This window comes from Pseudomonas sp. BN411, from assembly GCF_029871235.1.
Classification (GTDB): domain Bacteria; phylum Pseudomonadota; class Gammaproteobacteria; order Pseudomonadales; family Pseudomonadaceae; genus Metapseudomonas.
The window spans coordinates 115,449-130,992 of the sequence record NZ_SSOM01000082.1 but is presented as its reverse complement, the minus strand read 5'-3'; the positions used below and the strand labels follow the sequence as shown (position 1 = coordinate 130,992).

Annotated in this window: 15 protein-coding genes; 7 read left to right on the top strand and 8 right to left on the bottom strand. The window is 65.1% G+C overall.

Translation table 11 applies throughout. The features are described from left to right. Positions 1–221 precede the first annotated feature (221 nt). The 3 genes from E8F06_RS25455 (at position 222) to E8F06_RS25445 (ending at position 4,365) form a co-directional block, all read left to right on the top strand. Complete coding sequence (locus tag E8F06_RS25455; RefSeq protein ID WP_280372075.1) at positions 222–1,859, top strand: DUF1302 domain-containing protein; 1,638 nt, start codon at positions 222–224, stop codon at positions 1,857–1,859. A gap of 23 nt (positions 1,860–1,882) precedes the next feature. Further along, the gene (locus E8F06_RS25450) at positions 1,883–3,259 is read left to right on the top strand and encodes a DUF1329 domain-containing protein (protein ID WP_280372074.1); all 1,377 of its coding nucleotides are present in this window, start codon (positions 1,883–1,885) and stop codon (positions 3,257–3,259) included. A 113-nt stretch (positions 3,260–3,372) separates the two neighbouring features. Continuing rightward, positions 3,373–4,365: a 5'/3'-nucleotidase SurE gene (locus E8F06_RS25445; protein ID WP_280372073.1), complete on the top strand. Its 993-nt coding sequence runs from the start codon at positions 3,373–3,375 to the stop codon at positions 4,363–4,365. A 416-nt stretch (positions 4,366–4,781) separates the two neighbouring features. Here E8F06_RS25445 and E8F06_RS25440 read toward each other — a convergent pair whose 3' ends face one another. The 8 genes from E8F06_RS25440 to E8F06_RS25405 all read right to left on the bottom strand — a co-directional run bounded on the left by E8F06_RS25440 (position 4,782) and on the right by E8F06_RS25405 (position 11,805). Continuing rightward, entirely contained in the window at positions 4,782–5,552 is a 771-nt protein-coding gene (locus E8F06_RS25440) for an SDR family NAD(P)-dependent oxidoreductase (protein ID WP_280372072.1), read from the bottom strand. A gap of 152 nt (positions 5,553–5,704) precedes the next feature. Continuing rightward, complete coding sequence (locus tag E8F06_RS25435; RefSeq protein WP_280372071.1) at positions 5,705–6,916, bottom strand: NADH:flavin oxidoreductase; 1,212 nt, start codon at positions 6,914–6,916, stop codon at positions 5,705–5,707. Continuing rightward, positions 6,913–8,004, bottom strand: a complete 1,092-nt coding sequence (ribB, locus tag E8F06_RS25430) for a 3,4-dihydroxy-2-butanone-4-phosphate synthase (protein ID WP_280372070.1) — start codon at positions 8,002–8,004, stop codon at positions 6,913–6,915. The genes E8F06_RS25435 and ribB overlap by 4 nt, the downstream gene beginning before the upstream one ends. A gap of 10 nt (positions 8,005–8,014) precedes the next feature. Further along, positions 8,015–8,941: an alpha/beta hydrolase gene (locus E8F06_RS25425; RefSeq protein WP_280372069.1), complete on the bottom strand. Its 927-nt coding sequence runs from the start codon at positions 8,939–8,941 to the stop codon at positions 8,015–8,017. Positions 8,942–8,952: 11 nt separating this feature from the next. Then, a complete protein-coding gene (locus E8F06_RS25420) occupies positions 8,953–9,768 on the bottom strand; it encodes an SDR family NAD(P)-dependent oxidoreductase (protein ID WP_280372068.1) in 816 nt (271 codons plus the stop codon). A gap of 88 nt (positions 9,769–9,856) precedes the next feature. Then, complete coding sequence (locus E8F06_RS25415; protein WP_280372067.1) at positions 9,857–10,831, bottom strand: NADP-dependent oxidoreductase; 975 nt, start codon at positions 10,829–10,831, stop codon at positions 9,857–9,859. Between the two features lie 13 nt (positions 10,832–10,844). Then, entirely contained in the window at positions 10,845–11,483 is a 639-nt protein-coding gene (locus E8F06_RS25410; protein ID WP_280372066.1) for a Dabb family protein, read from the bottom strand. After that, positions 11,473–11,805 carry a hypothetical protein gene (locus E8F06_RS25405; RefSeq protein ID WP_280372065.1) on the bottom strand — a complete coding sequence of 111 codons (333 nt, stop codon included), beginning with the start codon at positions 11,803–11,805 and terminating at the stop codon, positions 11,473–11,475. Before E8F06_RS25405 ends, E8F06_RS25410 begins: the two co-directional genes overlap by 11 nt. A 180-nt stretch (positions 11,806–11,985) precedes the next feature. Here E8F06_RS25405 and E8F06_RS25400 point away from each other — a divergent pair, with 180 nt between their 5' ends. The 4 genes from E8F06_RS25400 to E8F06_RS25385 all read left to right on the top strand — a co-directional run bounded on the left by E8F06_RS25400 (position 11,986) and on the right by E8F06_RS25385 (position 15,494). Further along, entirely contained in the window at positions 11,986–13,032 is a 1,047-nt protein-coding gene (locus E8F06_RS25400) for a Rieske 2Fe-2S domain-containing protein (RefSeq protein ID WP_280372064.1), read from the top strand. Positions 13,033–13,145: 113 nt separating this feature from the next. Next, entirely contained in the window at positions 13,146–14,276 is a 1,131-nt protein-coding gene (locus E8F06_RS25395; RefSeq protein ID WP_280372063.1) for a helix-turn-helix transcriptional regulator, read from the top strand. A 416-nt stretch (positions 14,277–14,692) separates the two neighbouring features. Further along, complete coding sequence (nudE, locus tag E8F06_RS25390) at positions 14,693–15,238, top strand: ADP compounds hydrolase NudE (RefSeq protein WP_280372062.1); 546 nt, start codon at positions 14,693–14,695, stop codon at positions 15,236–15,238. A gap of 82 nt (positions 15,239–15,320) precedes the next feature. Further along, a complete protein-coding gene (locus E8F06_RS25385; RefSeq protein ID WP_178119272.1) occupies positions 15,321–15,494 on the top strand; it encodes a hypothetical protein in 174 nt (57 codons plus the stop codon). Positions 15,495–15,544: the final 50 nt, after the last annotated feature.

Below are 15,544 nucleotides of genomic sequence, written 5' to 3'. Positions count from 1 at the left end.
AGCGCCAACATCGTCCGATGGGACTAAGAAAATTCCACAGGAACCGGGAAACGACATCCCGGCAACAGGTTCCGACCACCCCCTCCGAATTCGTACAAACCTCGTAGTCTTTTCGGACGATGTTGCGCCCCCTCGGTGACCACATAGTCAGCCCCGCCACACTCAACTCAATTTTGGGCCTGGCGGACCGAGCTGTGCCCAGACACGCCGAGAGCGACATCATGATAAGAACAAGAAAGGGTCATCCCCTTGCGCCGCTTCACTCCGCGATCCGCATTGCCTGCATGGGGCTAGCCCTTGGCCAGGCCGGGCAGAGCTACGCGCTGGCTTTCCAGCCTAACGACGACCTGAAGATTTCCTGGGACACCACCCTCACCTACGCCGTCGCCTGGCGTACCGAGTCGCGTGACCATGCGCTGTCCAATGGCTTCCCGAACCCGGCCATCGCCAACATCGACGATGGCAACAACGCCTTCGACAAGGGCAGCCTGATCACCAACCGCTCCAGCTTCCTCACCGAGGCCAACTTCAACTGGAAGGAGGACTTCGGCCTGTTCGTGCGTGCCAGCGGGTTCTACGACGACGTCTACAACCGCAGCAACGACAATGGCACCGGCACTTCCAACTGCGTCGCCGGCGGCCAGTGTTCGCAAGCCAACCACTTCCCTCACGGCACCATCGACCAGCACGGTCATGATCTGCGCCTGCTGGACCACTACGTCTACGGCACCTGGGACCTGGGCGGCCACAACCTCAACCTGCGCGTTGGCGACCAGGTGGTGAGCTGGGGCGAGAGCCTGTTCATCGGCAACGGCATTTCCGGTGCCATGGCCCCGGTGGATGCCACCAAGGCCAACACCCCGGGTGTGGAACTCAAGGAACTCTTCCTGCCGGTGGGCCAGGTGTTCGGCCAGATCGACCTGACCGACGCGCTGAGCCTCCAGGCGTACTACCAGTACGAGTGGAAGAAAACCGAGATCGACGGCGTCGGCAGCTTCTTCTCCGTTTCCGACCAGATCGATGAAGGCGGCTTCACCGATGCCTTCGGCATCACCCGCCGCCTGCACGACGACAACCCCAGTGACAGCGGCCAGTACGGCGTGGCGCTGAACTACGTGGCGGAATCGCTGAACAACACCGAGTTCGGTCTCTACTACGTGCGCTTCCATGACAAGGCGCCGCAGATCGACTTCCTCACCGACTGGAACACCGCCAACTACCGGGTGAACTACTTCGAGGACATCGACCTCTACGGCGCGAGCTTCTCCACCGTGGTCGGCGACACCAACATCAGCGGCGAGGTGAGCTATCGCGACGGTCAGCCGGTGCTGGTGGATACCGGCCTGGTACCGCACCCGGTACGCGCCGAAACCATGCAGGCGCAGATGTCGTTCATCCACTCCATCGGCACCACGCCCTTCGCCGACAACGCCACCCTGACTGGCGAGGTGGGCTACAACGAGGTGCTCGACAACGACAAGGCACCCAGCTTCACCGCCTTCGTTCCGGATGGTCTCGGCGGTGCCTTCCCGCTGGTCACGCCGAACACCGACAAGCTGTATTTCGACAAGAGCTCCTGGGGCTACACCCTCAACCTGTCCCTTGAGTACCTGAACATCTTCAACGGCTGGGACCTGACCGTGCCCCTGATCTTCAGCCAGAACCTGGGAGGCGACTCTTCCATTCCGGGCACCTTCGGCATGGGTGAAGGTGACCATCGCCTGGGCGTCGGCACCACCTGGCGCTACCTCAACAACTTCACGGTGGAGGCTCGCTACAACGCCTTCCTCGGCGATGCCGGCGACACCCCCTTCGCGGACCGCGACAACTTCGGCATCAACGTCAAGTACAGCTTCTGATCCACTGCCGCAGGAGACTCAAGATGCAACTGAACAACAAGACCCCGCTCCTGGCCGGCGTTCTCGCCGCCGCTCTCGTCAGCACTCCGGTCCTGGCCAAGGTCACTACGGAAGAGGCCAAACGCCTGGGCGACGACCTCACCCCCATGGGGGCAGAAAAGGCCGGCAACGCCGATGGCAGCATTCCTGCCTGGAGCGGCAAGTGGCTGGGGGCACCGCCCCAGGTCAACTACGCAGGTACAGGCACCGGCTATGGCGACCCCTATGCCGGTGAGAAGCCGCTGTTCGTGATCACCGCCGATAACATGGCGCAGTACGCCGACAAGCTCACCGAAGGTCAGAAGGCACTGTTCCAGCGCTACAAGAGCACCTTCAAGATCCCGGTTTATCCGAGCCATCGCGACTTCCGCTACTCCGACCGGGTCCTGCAGCGCACCCTCGCCAACGCCACCAGCGCCGAGCTGGTCAGCGACGGCAACGGCGTGATCAACGCCATCGGCGCCTCGCCCTTCCCGATCCCGAAGAACGGCTACGAGCTGATGTGGAACCTCAACCTGCCGGCCCGTGCCTGGAAGGAAGACGCCATCTACACCATGGCGCTGACCCTCTCCAATGGCACCCGCTCGCTGGAGTCCATGGACTACAAGATCCTCTCGGTATGGGACTCGCCCAAGGAATCCGTGGAAACCTTCGGTGGCCAGCAGGCATTCGCCCTGGTCCAGACCCTGGAGCCGACCCGCAAGAAAGGCGAGATCATTCTCGCCCACACCTTCACCGACCCGATCGCCTCGCCGTCGCAATCCTGGCAGTACCTGCCGGGTAATCGCCGGGTGCGGCGCGCACCGACCGTTGCCTATGACACCCCGTTCGGCGCCGGTGGCTTCCGCGTAATGGACGAGGACCGCCTGTTCAACGGCGCCCCGGACCGCTACGAGTGGAAACTGGTAGGCAAGAAGGAAATCTACATCCCGTACAACAACTACAAGCTGGACGACCCGAGCCTGAAGCTCGACAACCTGCTTTCCACCAACGGCCACGTCAACCCCGAGTACATGCGTTATGAGCCGCACCGTGTCTGGGTCCTGGAGGCCACGCTCAAGCCCGGCAAGCGTCACATCTACGGTAAGCGCGTGCTCTACATCGACGAGGACTCCTGGATCGCCGTACTGGCCGACAACTACGACGGCAAGGGCCAGCTCTGGCGCAGCAACATGCAGACCACGGCCTACGCCTACGACCTGCAAGGCTTCCAGGCCCGGGTGGCGATCTTCCACGACCTGATCGCCGGCTCCTACCTGACCGACCGCCTGCTCAACGGCAAGCCGCCGGCGAAACTGAACAACAGCGATTACGAAGCTGACTACTTCTCCGTCGCCAACCTGCGAAAACTGGGCAAATAAGCGCCCTGATCGAGCGAGGCCCCCGGGCCTCGCTTTTTTGTGTCCCGCTGCAAACCGCCTTAGTTCAGCCAGCAGTCGACCCAAGGTTCCCTTCTTCCGATAGAGGAAACGAGATGACGCACACGCTGTTGAAATCCGCCATCAGCCTGGCCGCCCTGTCCCTTTCGCTCCAGGCCAGTGCCCTGAACATTCTTCTGACCAACGACGACGGCTGCCGCGCTCCCGGCATCGACGCCGTGTACCAGGCGCTGGTCGCCGCCGGCCACCAGGTCACCCTGGTCGGCCCGCAGAACGACAGCAGCGGCATCGGCGCGGCCAGCGTCGTGGTGCCCGGCCAGGCCGTCGCCATTACCCAGCTCGCCCAGGACAAGTACTGCGTCGGCGCTCCCGCCGGCTACACCCCGCCGGCTGGCAAGACATCCGCCATCGGCACTCCAGTGGACGCGGTGAACGTCGGCCTCGACCTGCTGCTCAAGGACAACCGCCCGGACCTGGTGGTCTCCGGCACCAACTTCGGCGACAACGTCGGCCCGCTGACGCAGATGTCCGGCACCGTCAACGCAGCCGTCCGCGCCATGTTCAAGGGCGTGCCGGCAGTGGCCGTGTCCACCGCCATCGACCTGCAACTGATCGCCCAGAACCCGCAGGCCGGCTACCAGAAAACCCTCAACGCCATGGATGACAGCGCACGCTTCGCCGTCCGCGTGATCAACCGCGCCGCCGCCATCGGCGCCGAAGCCAAGCGCATCTGCGACAAGAGCCATGGCAAGGCCAAGCCCTACTGCGAAACCAACGTGATCGGCCTGCCGGGCAACACCGGGCTGAACATCAACTACCCGGCGCTGGAATCGGGCGAAGTCACCGGCGTGGCCTTCGCGCCGATCAGCGACTGGGGCAACGTAGTCTTCCAGCCGCAGCAAGGCGCTGACGGCGTGGTACGGGTGAACCTCGTCCCTCCGCCCGCCCCCACCGCCGAACAGAAGCAGGGTGACTCCTACCAGCTGTCTCTCGGCAAGGCGGTGATCACCCCCATCGACGGCAACTACACCGCCTCCGCGCTGGTCCAGGCGCAGGCGAAGCTGATGCTGGGCGGCGTGCAACCCTAAGCTTTCGGTGACGAAAAAAGCCCCGCATTCGCGGGGCTTTTTTTGTGCGACCGTAGGTTGTGGCTGAGCTACGCGAAGCCCAACGGTGCCAACCCGATACCACGCCATGTTGGGCTTCGCTGCGCTCTGCCCAACCTACGAAGAGCCGCACCTGGCCTGTAGGGTGGATGTCGCCTTTTACATCCACCAGCGGAGTCGAGGTGAACCACGAATGGTGGACCGGTGAAGCGTGGTCCACCCTACGACTGTAGGTTGTGGCTGAGCTACGCGAAGCCCAACGGTGCCGACCTGATACCACGCCATGTTGGGCTTCGCTGCGCTCTGCCCAACCTACGAAGAGCCGCGCCTGGCCTGTAGGGTGGATGTCGCCTTTTACATCCACCAGCGGAGTTCGGGTGAACCCCACGCGTTGTGCGTCAGACGCCATAACCTCCATCCACCGCCAGTATCTGCCCGGTCGTGTAACCGGCGCGGCGGGATGCCAGGAAGGCCACCGCTTCGGCCACTTCCTCCGCCATGCCCCAGCGCTTGATGCATAGCTTGGCCTGCACCGCATCCTTCCACCGCTCGTCGAAGGTGCCGTCGGCCCAGAGGCGGTGGAAGATGCCAGCGTCTATCACGCCGATGGCCACGCTGTTGGCGCGGATGCCATGGCGGCCCTCTTCCTTGGCGATGCCCTGGATCAGCGACTCGATGGCGGCCTTGGGCGCCACCGACAGCACGTCGCCCTCCGGCCAGCGGAACAGCCCGGCGGAGCTGATATGCACGATCGAACCACCGCCCTGCTCGCGCATGTGCGGCAACAGGCACAGCACCAGATTGAGGAAACCGTTGAGGTCGGCGTCGATCACTCGCTTCCATTGCGCGAGGTCGAGATCACCGATGCGCGGCTGGCTGATGTCGGAGCCGGAGGCGATCACCAGGGTGTGAATGCGCCGGCCAGCGGTGAGCTTTTGCAGCGTCGCGGCAACGCCCGCTTCATCGCCGAGGGTCAGTTGCACCGCCTCGGCGCGGCGCCCCTGTTCCATCACGGCACCGACCACGGACTGCGCGCGTTCAGCGTTGCGGTGGTAGGTGAGCACGACATCGCTGCCAGCTTCGGCCAGGCGCTCGCAGATTGCCTGGCCCATGCCACCACTGCCGCCCACTACCAGGGCGACGCCTTCGGGGAATGCTTCACGAGTCATGGGTGTTCCTTTTTGTTGTGAATAACTCGGAGTCAAAGCTTCTAGGTGTGGGGGCGAATTCATTCGCTATGGACTGCGAAGCAGTCCCCCTGGCAGACCTGCGGCCTGCTTAGCGAATGAATTCACCCCCACAAGGGAAAAGCAGCGTCGAGTCAGGCAAACACCGCCGGCTGATTCAGCACGCAGCGAATCCCGCCGGGCAGCCCCATGCTGGCCACGCACTGGTTGCAGTGGGTGCAGGCGCTGCGCCAGGTGGCGCCTTCGTGCTGAAGGCGTTGCGGCAGTTGCGGGTCATTGAGCAGGGCGCGTCCGAGGGCGAGGAAGTCAAAGCCTTCGTTCACCGCTCGCGCCATACCCTCGGCGCTGGCCACGCCGCCCAGGTACACCAGGGGCATGGACACTGCCTTGCGCATCTGTCGGGCCAGTTCGAGGAAGTAGAGTTCTTCGAACGGCAGGTCCGGGAAGCTCGCGCCGCCGAACCATTTCATCGCCGTGCGCTGCAACGGGTTCTTCTCCAGCGGCACCATCTGCTGCAATGGGCTGTCACCACGGAAGAGGAACATCGGCGTGCGGCTGACCAGCCCGCCGCTCATGACGATGGCGTCCAGCCCTGCCTGCTCCAACAATCGCGCTGCCTGGCAGGCGTCCTCTATGTCCAGACCGCCCTTGAACCCATCGCTCAGGTTGAGCTTGGCCAGGATCGGGAAATCCCGCCCCACGGCGCCGCGCACCGCAGCCAGCACCTGCAGCGGCAGACGCATGCGGTTTTCCAGCGAGCCGCCATAGGCGTCGCGACGCTTGTTCAGCGCCGGGGAGATGAACTGGCTGAGCAGGTAGCCATGTCCCATGTGGATTTCGACGGCGTCGAATCCCGCGTCACGTACCAGGCTGGCTGCCGCAGCGTACTCGGCGACAGTGCGGCCGATGTCGGCGATGCCCATGGCGCCGCCGAAGGGAATGCCGGAGAACAGCCCGTATTGGTTGATGCAGGCGCTGGGGCCGCGTGGTCGTGGGATGTTGCGCGGGCGATTGCGGCTGAAGTAGCCGCAGTGGGCGAGCTGGGCGGAGATGGCGCCACCCTCGGCATGCACCGCTGCGGTCAGGCGCTGCAACTGCGGGAAGATGCCAGCATGCATCCACATCTGGTCAGGGAAGGTCAGGCCATCCGGAGAGACACCGCAATAGGCCACCGTGGTCAGGCCTACACCGCCGCGAGCCATGGTCGCGTGATGGTTGATCAGGTCGTCACCGGGTATCCCGCCGGGGCACATACCTTCGAAGGTGGCCGTCTTGATCAGGCGGTTGCGCAGGTGAAGGCCGGCCAGACGCGCCGGTTGCAGCAAGCTATCCAATTGCGGGCTCATGCCGGCTCCTGCACGTCAAAGGGAACAAATTCGGCGACTTCCAGCTCGAAGCCGGACACCGCCTTGTAGCTCACCGGGAAACTCAGCAGGCGCATCTTGCGCACGCCCACGTCGCGCAGGATCTGCGCGCCGATCCCCAGTGTGCGCTGCGGAAAGGCGGGCGGGCGTTGCTTGTGCGCCCCCTGCTGGAGCTGTTCGATCAGCGCAGCTGGCGTTTCCTGATGCGCCAGCAATACCACGACGCCAGCGCCCTCTTCCGCCACCTTTGCCAGGGAGCGGTCAAGATTCCATTGATTGGGATGACTGTCGAGCAGGTCGCGCAAGGTCTCCGCCGCCTGTACCCGCACCAGCGTGGGCCGGTCGCGGCGGACCTCACCGCGAACCAGGGCCAGGTGCAGTTGCCCCTGGTAGTCGTCCAGGTAGGTGATGACGCGGAACTCGCCGTGACGGGTGTGAATGGGGTATTCGCCGGAGCGGCGGATGGTGCCTTCATGCAGGATGCGGTAGTGGATCAGGTCGGCCACGCTACCCACAGGCAGGCCGTGGCGCTGGGCGAAATCACGCAGCGCCTGGCCACGAGCCGGTTCACCCTGCTCGTCGAGAATACTGACCAGCACGGCGGCCGGCATCAGGCCGGCGAGTCGAGCGAGATCGCAAGCCGCCTCCACATGGCCGGCCCTCTGCATCACGCCACCAGGCTGGGCACGCAGGGGGAAGATGTGGCCGGGCTGGACGAGGTCGGCGGCGCTGCTGGCCGGGTCCACGGCGACCGCAACGGTACGGGCGCGGTCAGCAGCGGAAATGCCGGTGGACACCCCGCTTCGCGCTTCGATGGACAGGGTGAAGCCCATCCCGTGGCGGGCACGCGAGTTGGGCACCATGAGCTCCAGGCCGAGGGCCGTGCAGCGCTCCTCGGTCAGGGCAAGGCAGATCAGCCCGCGAGCCTCGCGGGCCATGAAGTTGATGGCGGCGGCATCGGCCTGGCCGGCGGCAATCACCAGCGAGCCTTCGCCTTCCCCTTCATCGTCGGTCACCACCAGCATGGCGCCACTGGCCATGGCTTCGATCAGTCGCTGCGGGCTGTCCATGTCCATTTCCTCAGTTCAATGCCTGGCGCAGGTCGGCAGCCGCCGCTTCCAGCGCGGACTGGGCCTTGCCGACGAATGCGGACATGCTGATGAAGCCGTGGATCATGCCCTCGCAGCGTTCCAGGCGGACCTTGACGCCAGCTTGTTGCAGACGCTTGGCGAAGGCTTCGCCTTCGTCGCGCAACGGATCGTATTCGGCACTGATCAGGGTGGTTGGCGGCAAGCCGGCCAGGTCTTCGGCACGCACGGGCGAGGCCAGGGCGTCGTCGAACAGCTCGGCACGGGGCAGATACTGGCTCCAGAACCAGCGCATCTGCTCGCGGGTCAGGAAGTAACCTTCGGCAAAGGCTTCGTGAGACGCGCTGTCACAGCGGGCATCGGTGGCCGGATAGAACAGGCACTGGTAGGCGATACGCGGGGCCTTGCGGATCTGCGCCAGGCGGCTCACGGCGATGGCCAGGTTGCCTCCGGCGCTGTCCCCGGCCACGGCCAGGCGGCTGGCGTCAAAGCCCAGTTCGCGGGCGCGCTCCACCAGGTCGCAGGTGGCGCGATAGCAGTCGTGGGGCGCCGCCGGGAAGCGGCTCTCCGGCGCCAGGCGGTAGGCCACCGAAACCACCACGGCGTTGCACAGGCGCGCGAGGCTGCGGCAGAGGTTGTCGTGGGTGTCGATATTGCCGATGACGAAACCGCCGCCGTGGAAGAACACCAGCAACGGCAGGTCGTTGCGGTCTTCCGGGCGGTACAGGCGCGCATCCAGTTCACCCTCGGCGCCGGCCAGCTTGAGGTTACGCACCTCGAACAGGCGCTCGCCGGGAATCGGCGGCATCAGGTTGTCGCAGAACTGCCGGTACTGCACGGGGTCGAGCTGACTGTAGTCCGGTTGCGGCATGCCGCTGAATTGCTGGAGCACAGCGGCGATCTGGGGGTCGAGTGACATGCTGGCGCTCCTTATGCGTCGGCCATCTGGAAGACCGGGTTGGTCTCGTCGAGGATGCTGGTGAGGCGCCGTTCCAGCGCCGGCTTGAAGTTCTTGTGGGGCAGCAACCAGAAGCGCTCTGCCTCGATGCCGGCGAAGACTTCGCGGGCCAGTTCGCGCGGGTCCATGCCCTGGCGGATGCTGCTGTCGAGCAATGCGTCGAGCTGGCCGGTGGCGCCACCGGCGGCCTGGTTGGAATTCATGATGTCGCTGGCCACCGGGCCCGGGCAGAGCACGGCCACACGGACCTGGGACTGCAGCACGGCCAGTTCGTAATGGAGGGTTTCCGACAGGGCCACCACCGCCTGCTTGCTGACGGTGTAAGGGCCGAGCATGGGGCTGCACACCAGCCCGGCGAGGGAGGCGGTGTTGACCACCTGAGCCGGACGCTGCTGGCCGAGCAGCAGGGGGACGAAGCTGCGGATACCGTTGATCACGCCGCCAAGGTTGATGTCCAGCAGGCGCTGCCAGCGGTCGGCGCCGATCTCCCAACTGAAGCCGGTCTGCAGGACGCCGGCGTTGTTGAACAGCAAGTCGACACCGCCGAAACGTTCCACCGCCAGGTCACGCAGGGCATCCACCTGGGCCGCATCGCCCACGTCGGCCACCCGGCTCACCACCTCCACGCCCTGCCCTTGCAGTTGTTCAGTGAGGGCCGACAGGCGCTGCCCGTGGACGTCGCTCAATACCAGGCGCAATCCCCTCGCGCCCCCTTCTTCCGCCAGGCCGCGGCCTATGCCGCCGGCCGCACCGGTGATCACCGCCACCTGGCCCTGTTCGATACGCATGGCTGACGCTCCTGCCTCTTGTTGTAGTGGTCGCCAGTAGAGCGGCTCCGGCCCGTCTATCCATCGTCCGAGCGGACGAGGCTTCAGGTCAGTCAGCGACTTGCAGCACCTGCTTGCGTCGCGCGTGCCCATGCTGGAGCCGATCGTGGGCGCTGGCCACGTCGCTCAGGGGCAGCAGGTCCAGCGCAGGCGGCCGCACTCGGCCAGCGGCCAGCAGGCTGGCGATGCGCCCCAACAATTCGCCGCTGGGCATGCGGCTATAGGCCACCGCCGTGCGCAGGCCGCGTCGGGCCGCTTCGGCGTGATCGGGGCCGGCGTCGCCCGGCGCCAGGGTGAGGATGGCGACCAGCGCACCGCCCGGCCGCAACAGGTCGAGCCCGTTCGGCAGGCTGCCGCCGCCGATGCAGTCGAGCACCAGGTCGACGCCCTCCGGCGCCCATCGGCGCAGGGCTCCGTGGATGTCGTCGGCGCGGTAGTCGATGGCGAGTTCGGCGCCCAAAGCCTGGGCCTGGCTGGCGTTGTCGGCGCTGCAGGTGGTGGCGATGCGCGCACCGGCACAGCGGGCGAACTGAATGGCGAATCCGCCCACCGCACTGCCGCCGCCATGCACCAGCACGGTCTGGCCGGGACGCAGGGCGCCCTCTTCGAGCAGTCCGGTCCAGGCCGCCAGTGCTGGCGTCGGCACAGCGGCGGCAGCGGCGAAGTCGAGGTTCTCCGGCATCGACACCAGGGAGGCACGGGAGACGCAGGCGTACTCGGCGTAGGAGCCCCACTTGCCGGCACCGACATCACTCTGGGCGAACACCCGGCTGCCCAGCGGCAGGTCGTCCACGCCCTCGCCCAACGCGGCTACGGTTCCAGCCAGGTCGAAGCCGAGGACGAAGGGAAAGCGATAGTCGAGGAAGCCGCCCAGGTAGCCCTCGCGGCATTTCCAGTCCGCCGGGTTCACCCCGGCACACACCACTTGCACCAGCACTTCGCCGGGGCCGGGTTGTGGACGTTCAAGTTCCTTGAGTTGCAGGACTTCGGCTCCGCCGAGGCGTTCGATCACCACTGCACGCATGCGTGTCTCCAGGTCAGTTTTCTGAGAATTCGGCGGCCCATCCCAGCAGGCTCTGCTGGAAGGGACAGAAGGCATGGGCGATGGCGTCCACCGTCCAGTCCGGGCAGTCAGGGTCGAACCAGCGGTCCACCCAGGCCCAGTGATAGGGATGGCTGAGGTACTCGCCTAGCAGGTCTTCTACCTGGGCGAACTCCTGCTGCCAGACGTGAGTCCAGGGCGACGGGGACGTCACCCGCGACAATTGCCAGTTGCGGATGCCCGGCATGTACGCGGGCATCCGCAGAAGGTCCTGCTCCAGCGCAGCGCGCTGCTCCGCGCTGGCGTCCGGGCGAACCCGCAGCAGCAGGGTGCGCCAGGTACCGCCGGTCATGGCCGGCTCTCTGAGCCCGCCACCGATGCGCTGGTACGGGACGCGCTGGAATCCGGCGATGCCCGGCAGGCTGCCGAGGATGTCGTCCAGGGCGGCAGGGGGGATCTCCGCAAACAGCAGGTCGAGGGTGCAATCTGCCGCGCCCCAACTGCCCGGCAGGTTCTGGCCGAACCCCAGGTGCAACAGGCCGGGCAATGCCGGGAGGTGCTCACGCAGCAGAGATTCCAGGACGGAAGGATCGGTATCGGCAGACAGCGTCAGCTGCAGGGTTTCACTCCACATGGGGCGCCTCCAGTGGCAGTCGGGCCGGACCGAGCACGTGACGGCGGCGACCTTCACAGTCCGATTCCACCAGGTCCCAGAAGGCGCGGACTTCTTCACCCGCGCTACTGCGCATGGCGTAGTAGGCCCAGACGTCGGCCACCTGCCAGAGCAGCCAGAGGGTGTTCGATTGCCCGGGAATCTCCACGGGTGGCGAAACCCAGCGCTGCTCCAGGGTCAGGCCACGGGCGGCGCAGGCCGGCAGGTAAACCCGCTCCAGGGCCTCCAGCACGGGCGCAAGGCGCGCGGGTGCGAGCGGAATCTCATCGAGTATGTGGATCACCCTCGGGCGCTCCCTTTTGTTGTTCTTCCGCGCAGTAAAACCGTGGTGCCAACCGGGGCCATCGTCCGATCAGACGATGCCGGGAAATGCTGGCACCGCAGAATCCGGTCCGTGCACGCGCTGCAACGGTCTGCCTGAGTCGGATGCAGCCCTCCAGAACCCCGATGGGAGAACAAGAAGATGAGTACCCTGCACCGCATCGAAGCCAAGCAGCTGGAGCCCCGTTACGCGCGTGGCTGGCACTGCCTGGGCCTGGCCAGCCAGTACCGTGACGGCAAGGCCCACCGCCTGGATGTATTCGGCACCCGCCTGGTGGCCTTCGCCGGAGAGGACGGGCAGATCCGCATCCTCGACGGCTACTGCCCGCACATGGGGGCCGACCTGAGCCAGGGTTGCGTCGAAGGCGACGCGATCCGCTGCCCCTTCCATGAATGGCGCTGGCGCGCCGACGGCATCTGTGACGACATCCCCTACGCCAAGCGCATTCCGCCGCGGGCGAAGATCAAGTCCTGGCCGGTTTCCGAGCAGAACAATCTGCTGTTCGTCTGGAACGACTCGGAAGGCAACCCGCCGATCGAGGAGCAGGCCATTCCACGTATCGATGCCTGCTTCAGCGACGAATGGGCCGAGTGGGAAGTGGCCGAGCTGAAGATCGACACCAACTGCCGCGAGCTGATCGACAACGTCGCCGACATGGCGCACTTCGACTCGGTGCACGGCACCGAGCTGACCCACTTCAGCAACAAATTCGACAAGCACCTGGCAATCCAGTACATGCGCGGCGGCAGTGCGCGCCTGTCCGGTGACAGCCAGCTGGCCACGGTGGCCACCTACTACGGCCCGGCCTACCAGATCACCGAAATGACCGGCGCCATGGGCGGCGTGGAAATCCACTCGATCCTACTCAACTGCCATGTGCCCATCGACCTCGACAGCTTCACTTTGCGCTACGGCGTGCTGGTCAAGAAGGTACCGGGGCTGACTGACGAGCAGAACCGCGAGATGGCGAAGGCCTACGTGAAGCAGGCGCAGGATGCGTTCTACGAGGACGTGGCCATCTGGCACACCAAGACCCGCGTGGACAACCCGCTGCTCTGCGATGGCGACGGCCCCGTCTACCAGCTGCGCAAGTGGTACGACCAGTTCTACACCGACATCGCTGAACTGAGCGCCGCCGCGAGCGAGCCCCGCACTTTTGTTGTCCTGGATGTGAAAGAGCCGGCGTAAGCCGGCTCCTTGCCAATCGTCAACCGATCGACGGAAGACGATTGGCCTTGTAAATAAGGCTGAAGAGTCTGTAAGAATCTTCCCAAGTCATAAAAATAAGAAAGCTTTCAGACATGGCACACGTACTCACGCTCGACGAGTTCAGCGGGATGCTCCGCGACCTCTACAAGGGGCCGCTGGAAAACATTCCGTGGACTACGTTCCTCGATCAGCTCAAACACTGCCTTGCGTCCCGCTATGCCACCTTCATCCTGCGGCCACCGAGCCAGCACGTTGAAGGCCTGACCATCAATACCGATGGTGCCTCGGCCGAAGTCACGCACTCCTACAACCAACATTTCTACAACCTGGACCCCTTCGTTGGCCTGCCCAACCGACAGGTGATCACCCTGGCGGAGTTCGTCACCGACTGCGACTGGCAGAACTCGGAGTTCTACAAGAACTTCATGGAGCCGGTGGACGTGTTCCACATCCTCGGCGCCGACATCAACACCAGCGATGGCGCCCAGTGTCGTATCCGCATTTCCCGGGGCAAGCAGGACCCGGCCTTCACCCAGTCTGATAAAGACCTGCTGACCCTGTTCCTGCCGCACCTGGAGCAGGCGGTGCAGTTGCACATGCACCTGAACCGGGTGGAAAGCGAGCGCAACCTCTATGCCGGTGCCGTGGACCAGCTGGCGGTGGGCACCATCATCCTCGACCAGGACGGCAAGTTGCTGCAGAAGAACCGTCTGGCCGAACGCCTGCTAGAGGAAAAGGACGGCATCAAGGTAGTCAACGACACCCTGCAGGTGGGCACGCCGCGCGACAGCCAGCTGTTCCGCCAATTGGTGAAGCAGGCCCTGCTGTCGCAAAAAAGCAACCACCCGTCGGTGGTGGAGGCCATGCGCGTACAGCGTCCGTCCGGCCGTGCCGACCTCGGTATCATCGTGCGCTCCATTCCGCCCGCCACCTGGAACGAGGGCAAGCAGTGCCCCTCGGTAGCCATCTTCATCAGCGACCCGGAACAGGAATCCAGCGCGCCCCAGGAAATCGTCAAGGCGCTGTTCGACCTGACGCCGGCCGAGGCCCAGTTGGCGATGCTGCTGGCCAACGGCCTGACCCTGGACGAGGCCTCCGACGCCCTCGGCATCAGCCGCAACACCGCACGGGCCCACCTGCGCTCCACCTTCTCCAAGACCGGCGTGACTCGGCAGACCATGCTGGTGCGGTTGATCCTGCGAAGCGTGGCGACGCTGGGGTAAGGGGTCTGTCCCACCTCCTTCCGTAGGAGCTCGCTCGCGCCCCCGCGCGGGGCCATTCGCCAGCAAGCTGGCTCCTACAGCATATGTAGGGTGGATGTCGCTTTTTACATCCACCAACGGAGTCCGGATCAGCCGCGAATGGCGGGTCGGTGAAGCGTGACCCACCCTACGAAAGCCCACCCCGACACAGCCCTTGGCGTAGGGTGGATGTCGCTTTTTACATCCACCAGCGGAGTCCGGATCAGCCGCGAACGGTGGGTCGATGAAGCGTGACCCACCCTACGAATACCCCTCAGGCGCGTCCGTTCGCCAGCAAGCTGGCTCCTACAGCGTCCACCGGTGACGTAGTCCATCCAGACGATGCCCCACATCCCTATGCGCGCGACCCTCTTGCGGAACCGCCACGGGAGCCCGCCATGCGCAGCCTGCCCACCATCCTCAAGACCGAACTACGCGCCAGGAGCGACTGGTTCCAGATCGAAGCCCTGCACCTGGAGTTCGCCAACGGCCAGCAGCGGGTTTACGAGCGTCTGCGCGGCTCCGGCTATGAATCGGTGCTGGTCGTGGCCCTGGTCGATCCACAGCACGTACTACTAGTACGCGAGTACGCCGTCGGCGTGGAGCAGCGGGTGCTGGGCCTGCCCAAGGGCGGGGTCGAGCCCGGGGAAACCACGCTGCAGGCGGCCAATCGCGAACTGATGGAGGAAGTCGGCCTGCGCGCCGGGCACCTCCGTGAACTGGGCGTGCTGACCCTGGCGCCCGGACACCTGTGCCATAGCTGCCGCGTGGTGCTGGCCGAAGACCTGCAGCCCTGCACCGCCACGGGCGATGAGCCGGAACCTCTGGAGGTCATGCAGGTACCCCTGTCACAGCTGCCGGCCCTGGTGGCCTCGGGAGAGTTGCAGGAAGCGCGCGCCATTGCCGCGCTGTTCATGGCACTCAGCAGGTCGTCCCGAATCTAGTCCATTCGGACGAGGCGGCTTGTCGCAGCAGTTCCTAGTCTTGCTTCACAACAAGATGTCCCTCCATTGCAGAGGAATGACCATGACAATAAGAGAAAAGCTGTGCCTCGCCGTTGCCGTCTGCGCCTTCGGTGCTGCCTACACCGCAGCGCTGATGCGTCCCCTGCCGCAGCCCCTGGCCGCGACCCAGTACTGTCCGCCCGCATACCCCACCTGCATCATGCCGGTTGCCACCATAGGCTCGATGTTGCGCTGATCGCTGTGCTGCGGCACGTCTGACCGGATCAGAGCCGGCTGCCTCGCCCA

Bases quoted from the DNA above. Each gene is read 5' to 3' on its own strand.
- E8F06_RS25420 (WP_280372068.1), bottom strand. From the start codon at position 9,768: ATGCGTATCGAACAGGGCCAGGTGGCGGTGATCACCGGTGCGGCCGGC.
- E8F06_RS25440 (WP_280372072.1), bottom strand. From the start codon at position 5,552: ATGACTCGTGAAGCATTCCCCGAAGGCGTCGCCCTGGTAGTGGGCGGC.
- E8F06_RS25455 (WP_280372075.1), top strand. From the start codon at position 222: ATGATAAGAACAAGAAAGGGTCATCCCCTTGCGCCGCTTCACTCCGCG.
- E8F06_RS25395 (WP_280372063.1), top strand. From the start codon at position 13,146: ATGGCACACGTACTCACGCTCGACGAGTTCAGCGGGATGCTCCGCGAC.
- E8F06_RS25385 (WP_178119272.1), top strand. From the start codon at position 15,321: ATGACAATAAGAGAAAAGCTGTGCCTCGCCGTTGCCGTCTGCGCCTTC.
- nudE (WP_280372062.1), top strand. From the start codon at position 14,693: ATGCGCAGCCTGCCCACCATCCTCAAGACCGAACTACGCGCCAGGAGC.
- E8F06_RS25445 (WP_280372073.1), top strand. From the start codon at position 3,373: ATGACGCACACGCTGTTGAAATCCGCCATCAGCCTGGCCGCCCTGTCC.
- E8F06_RS25415 (WP_280372067.1), bottom strand. From the start codon at position 10,831: ATGCGTGCAGTGGTGATCGAACGCCTCGGCGGAGCCGAAGTCCTGCAA.
- E8F06_RS25410 (WP_280372066.1), bottom strand. From the start codon at position 11,483: ATGTGGAGTGAAACCCTGCAGCTGACGCTGTCTGCCGATACCGATCCT.
- E8F06_RS25400 (WP_280372064.1), top strand. From the start codon at position 11,986: ATGAGTACCCTGCACCGCATCGAAGCCAAGCAGCTGGAGCCCCGTTAC.
- ribB (WP_280372070.1), bottom strand. From the start codon at position 8,004: ATGGACAGCCCGCAGCGACTGATCGAAGCCATGGCCAGTGGCGCCATG.
- E8F06_RS25435 (WP_280372071.1), bottom strand. From the start codon at position 6,916: ATGAGCCCGCAATTGGATAGCTTGCTGCAACCGGCGCGTCTGGCCGGC.
- E8F06_RS25450 (WP_280372074.1), top strand. From the start codon at position 1,883: ATGCAACTGAACAACAAGACCCCGCTCCTGGCCGGCGTTCTCGCCGCC.
- E8F06_RS25425 (WP_280372069.1), bottom strand. From the start codon at position 8,941: ATGTCACTCGACCCCCAGATCGCCGCTGTGCTCCAGCAATTCAGCGGC.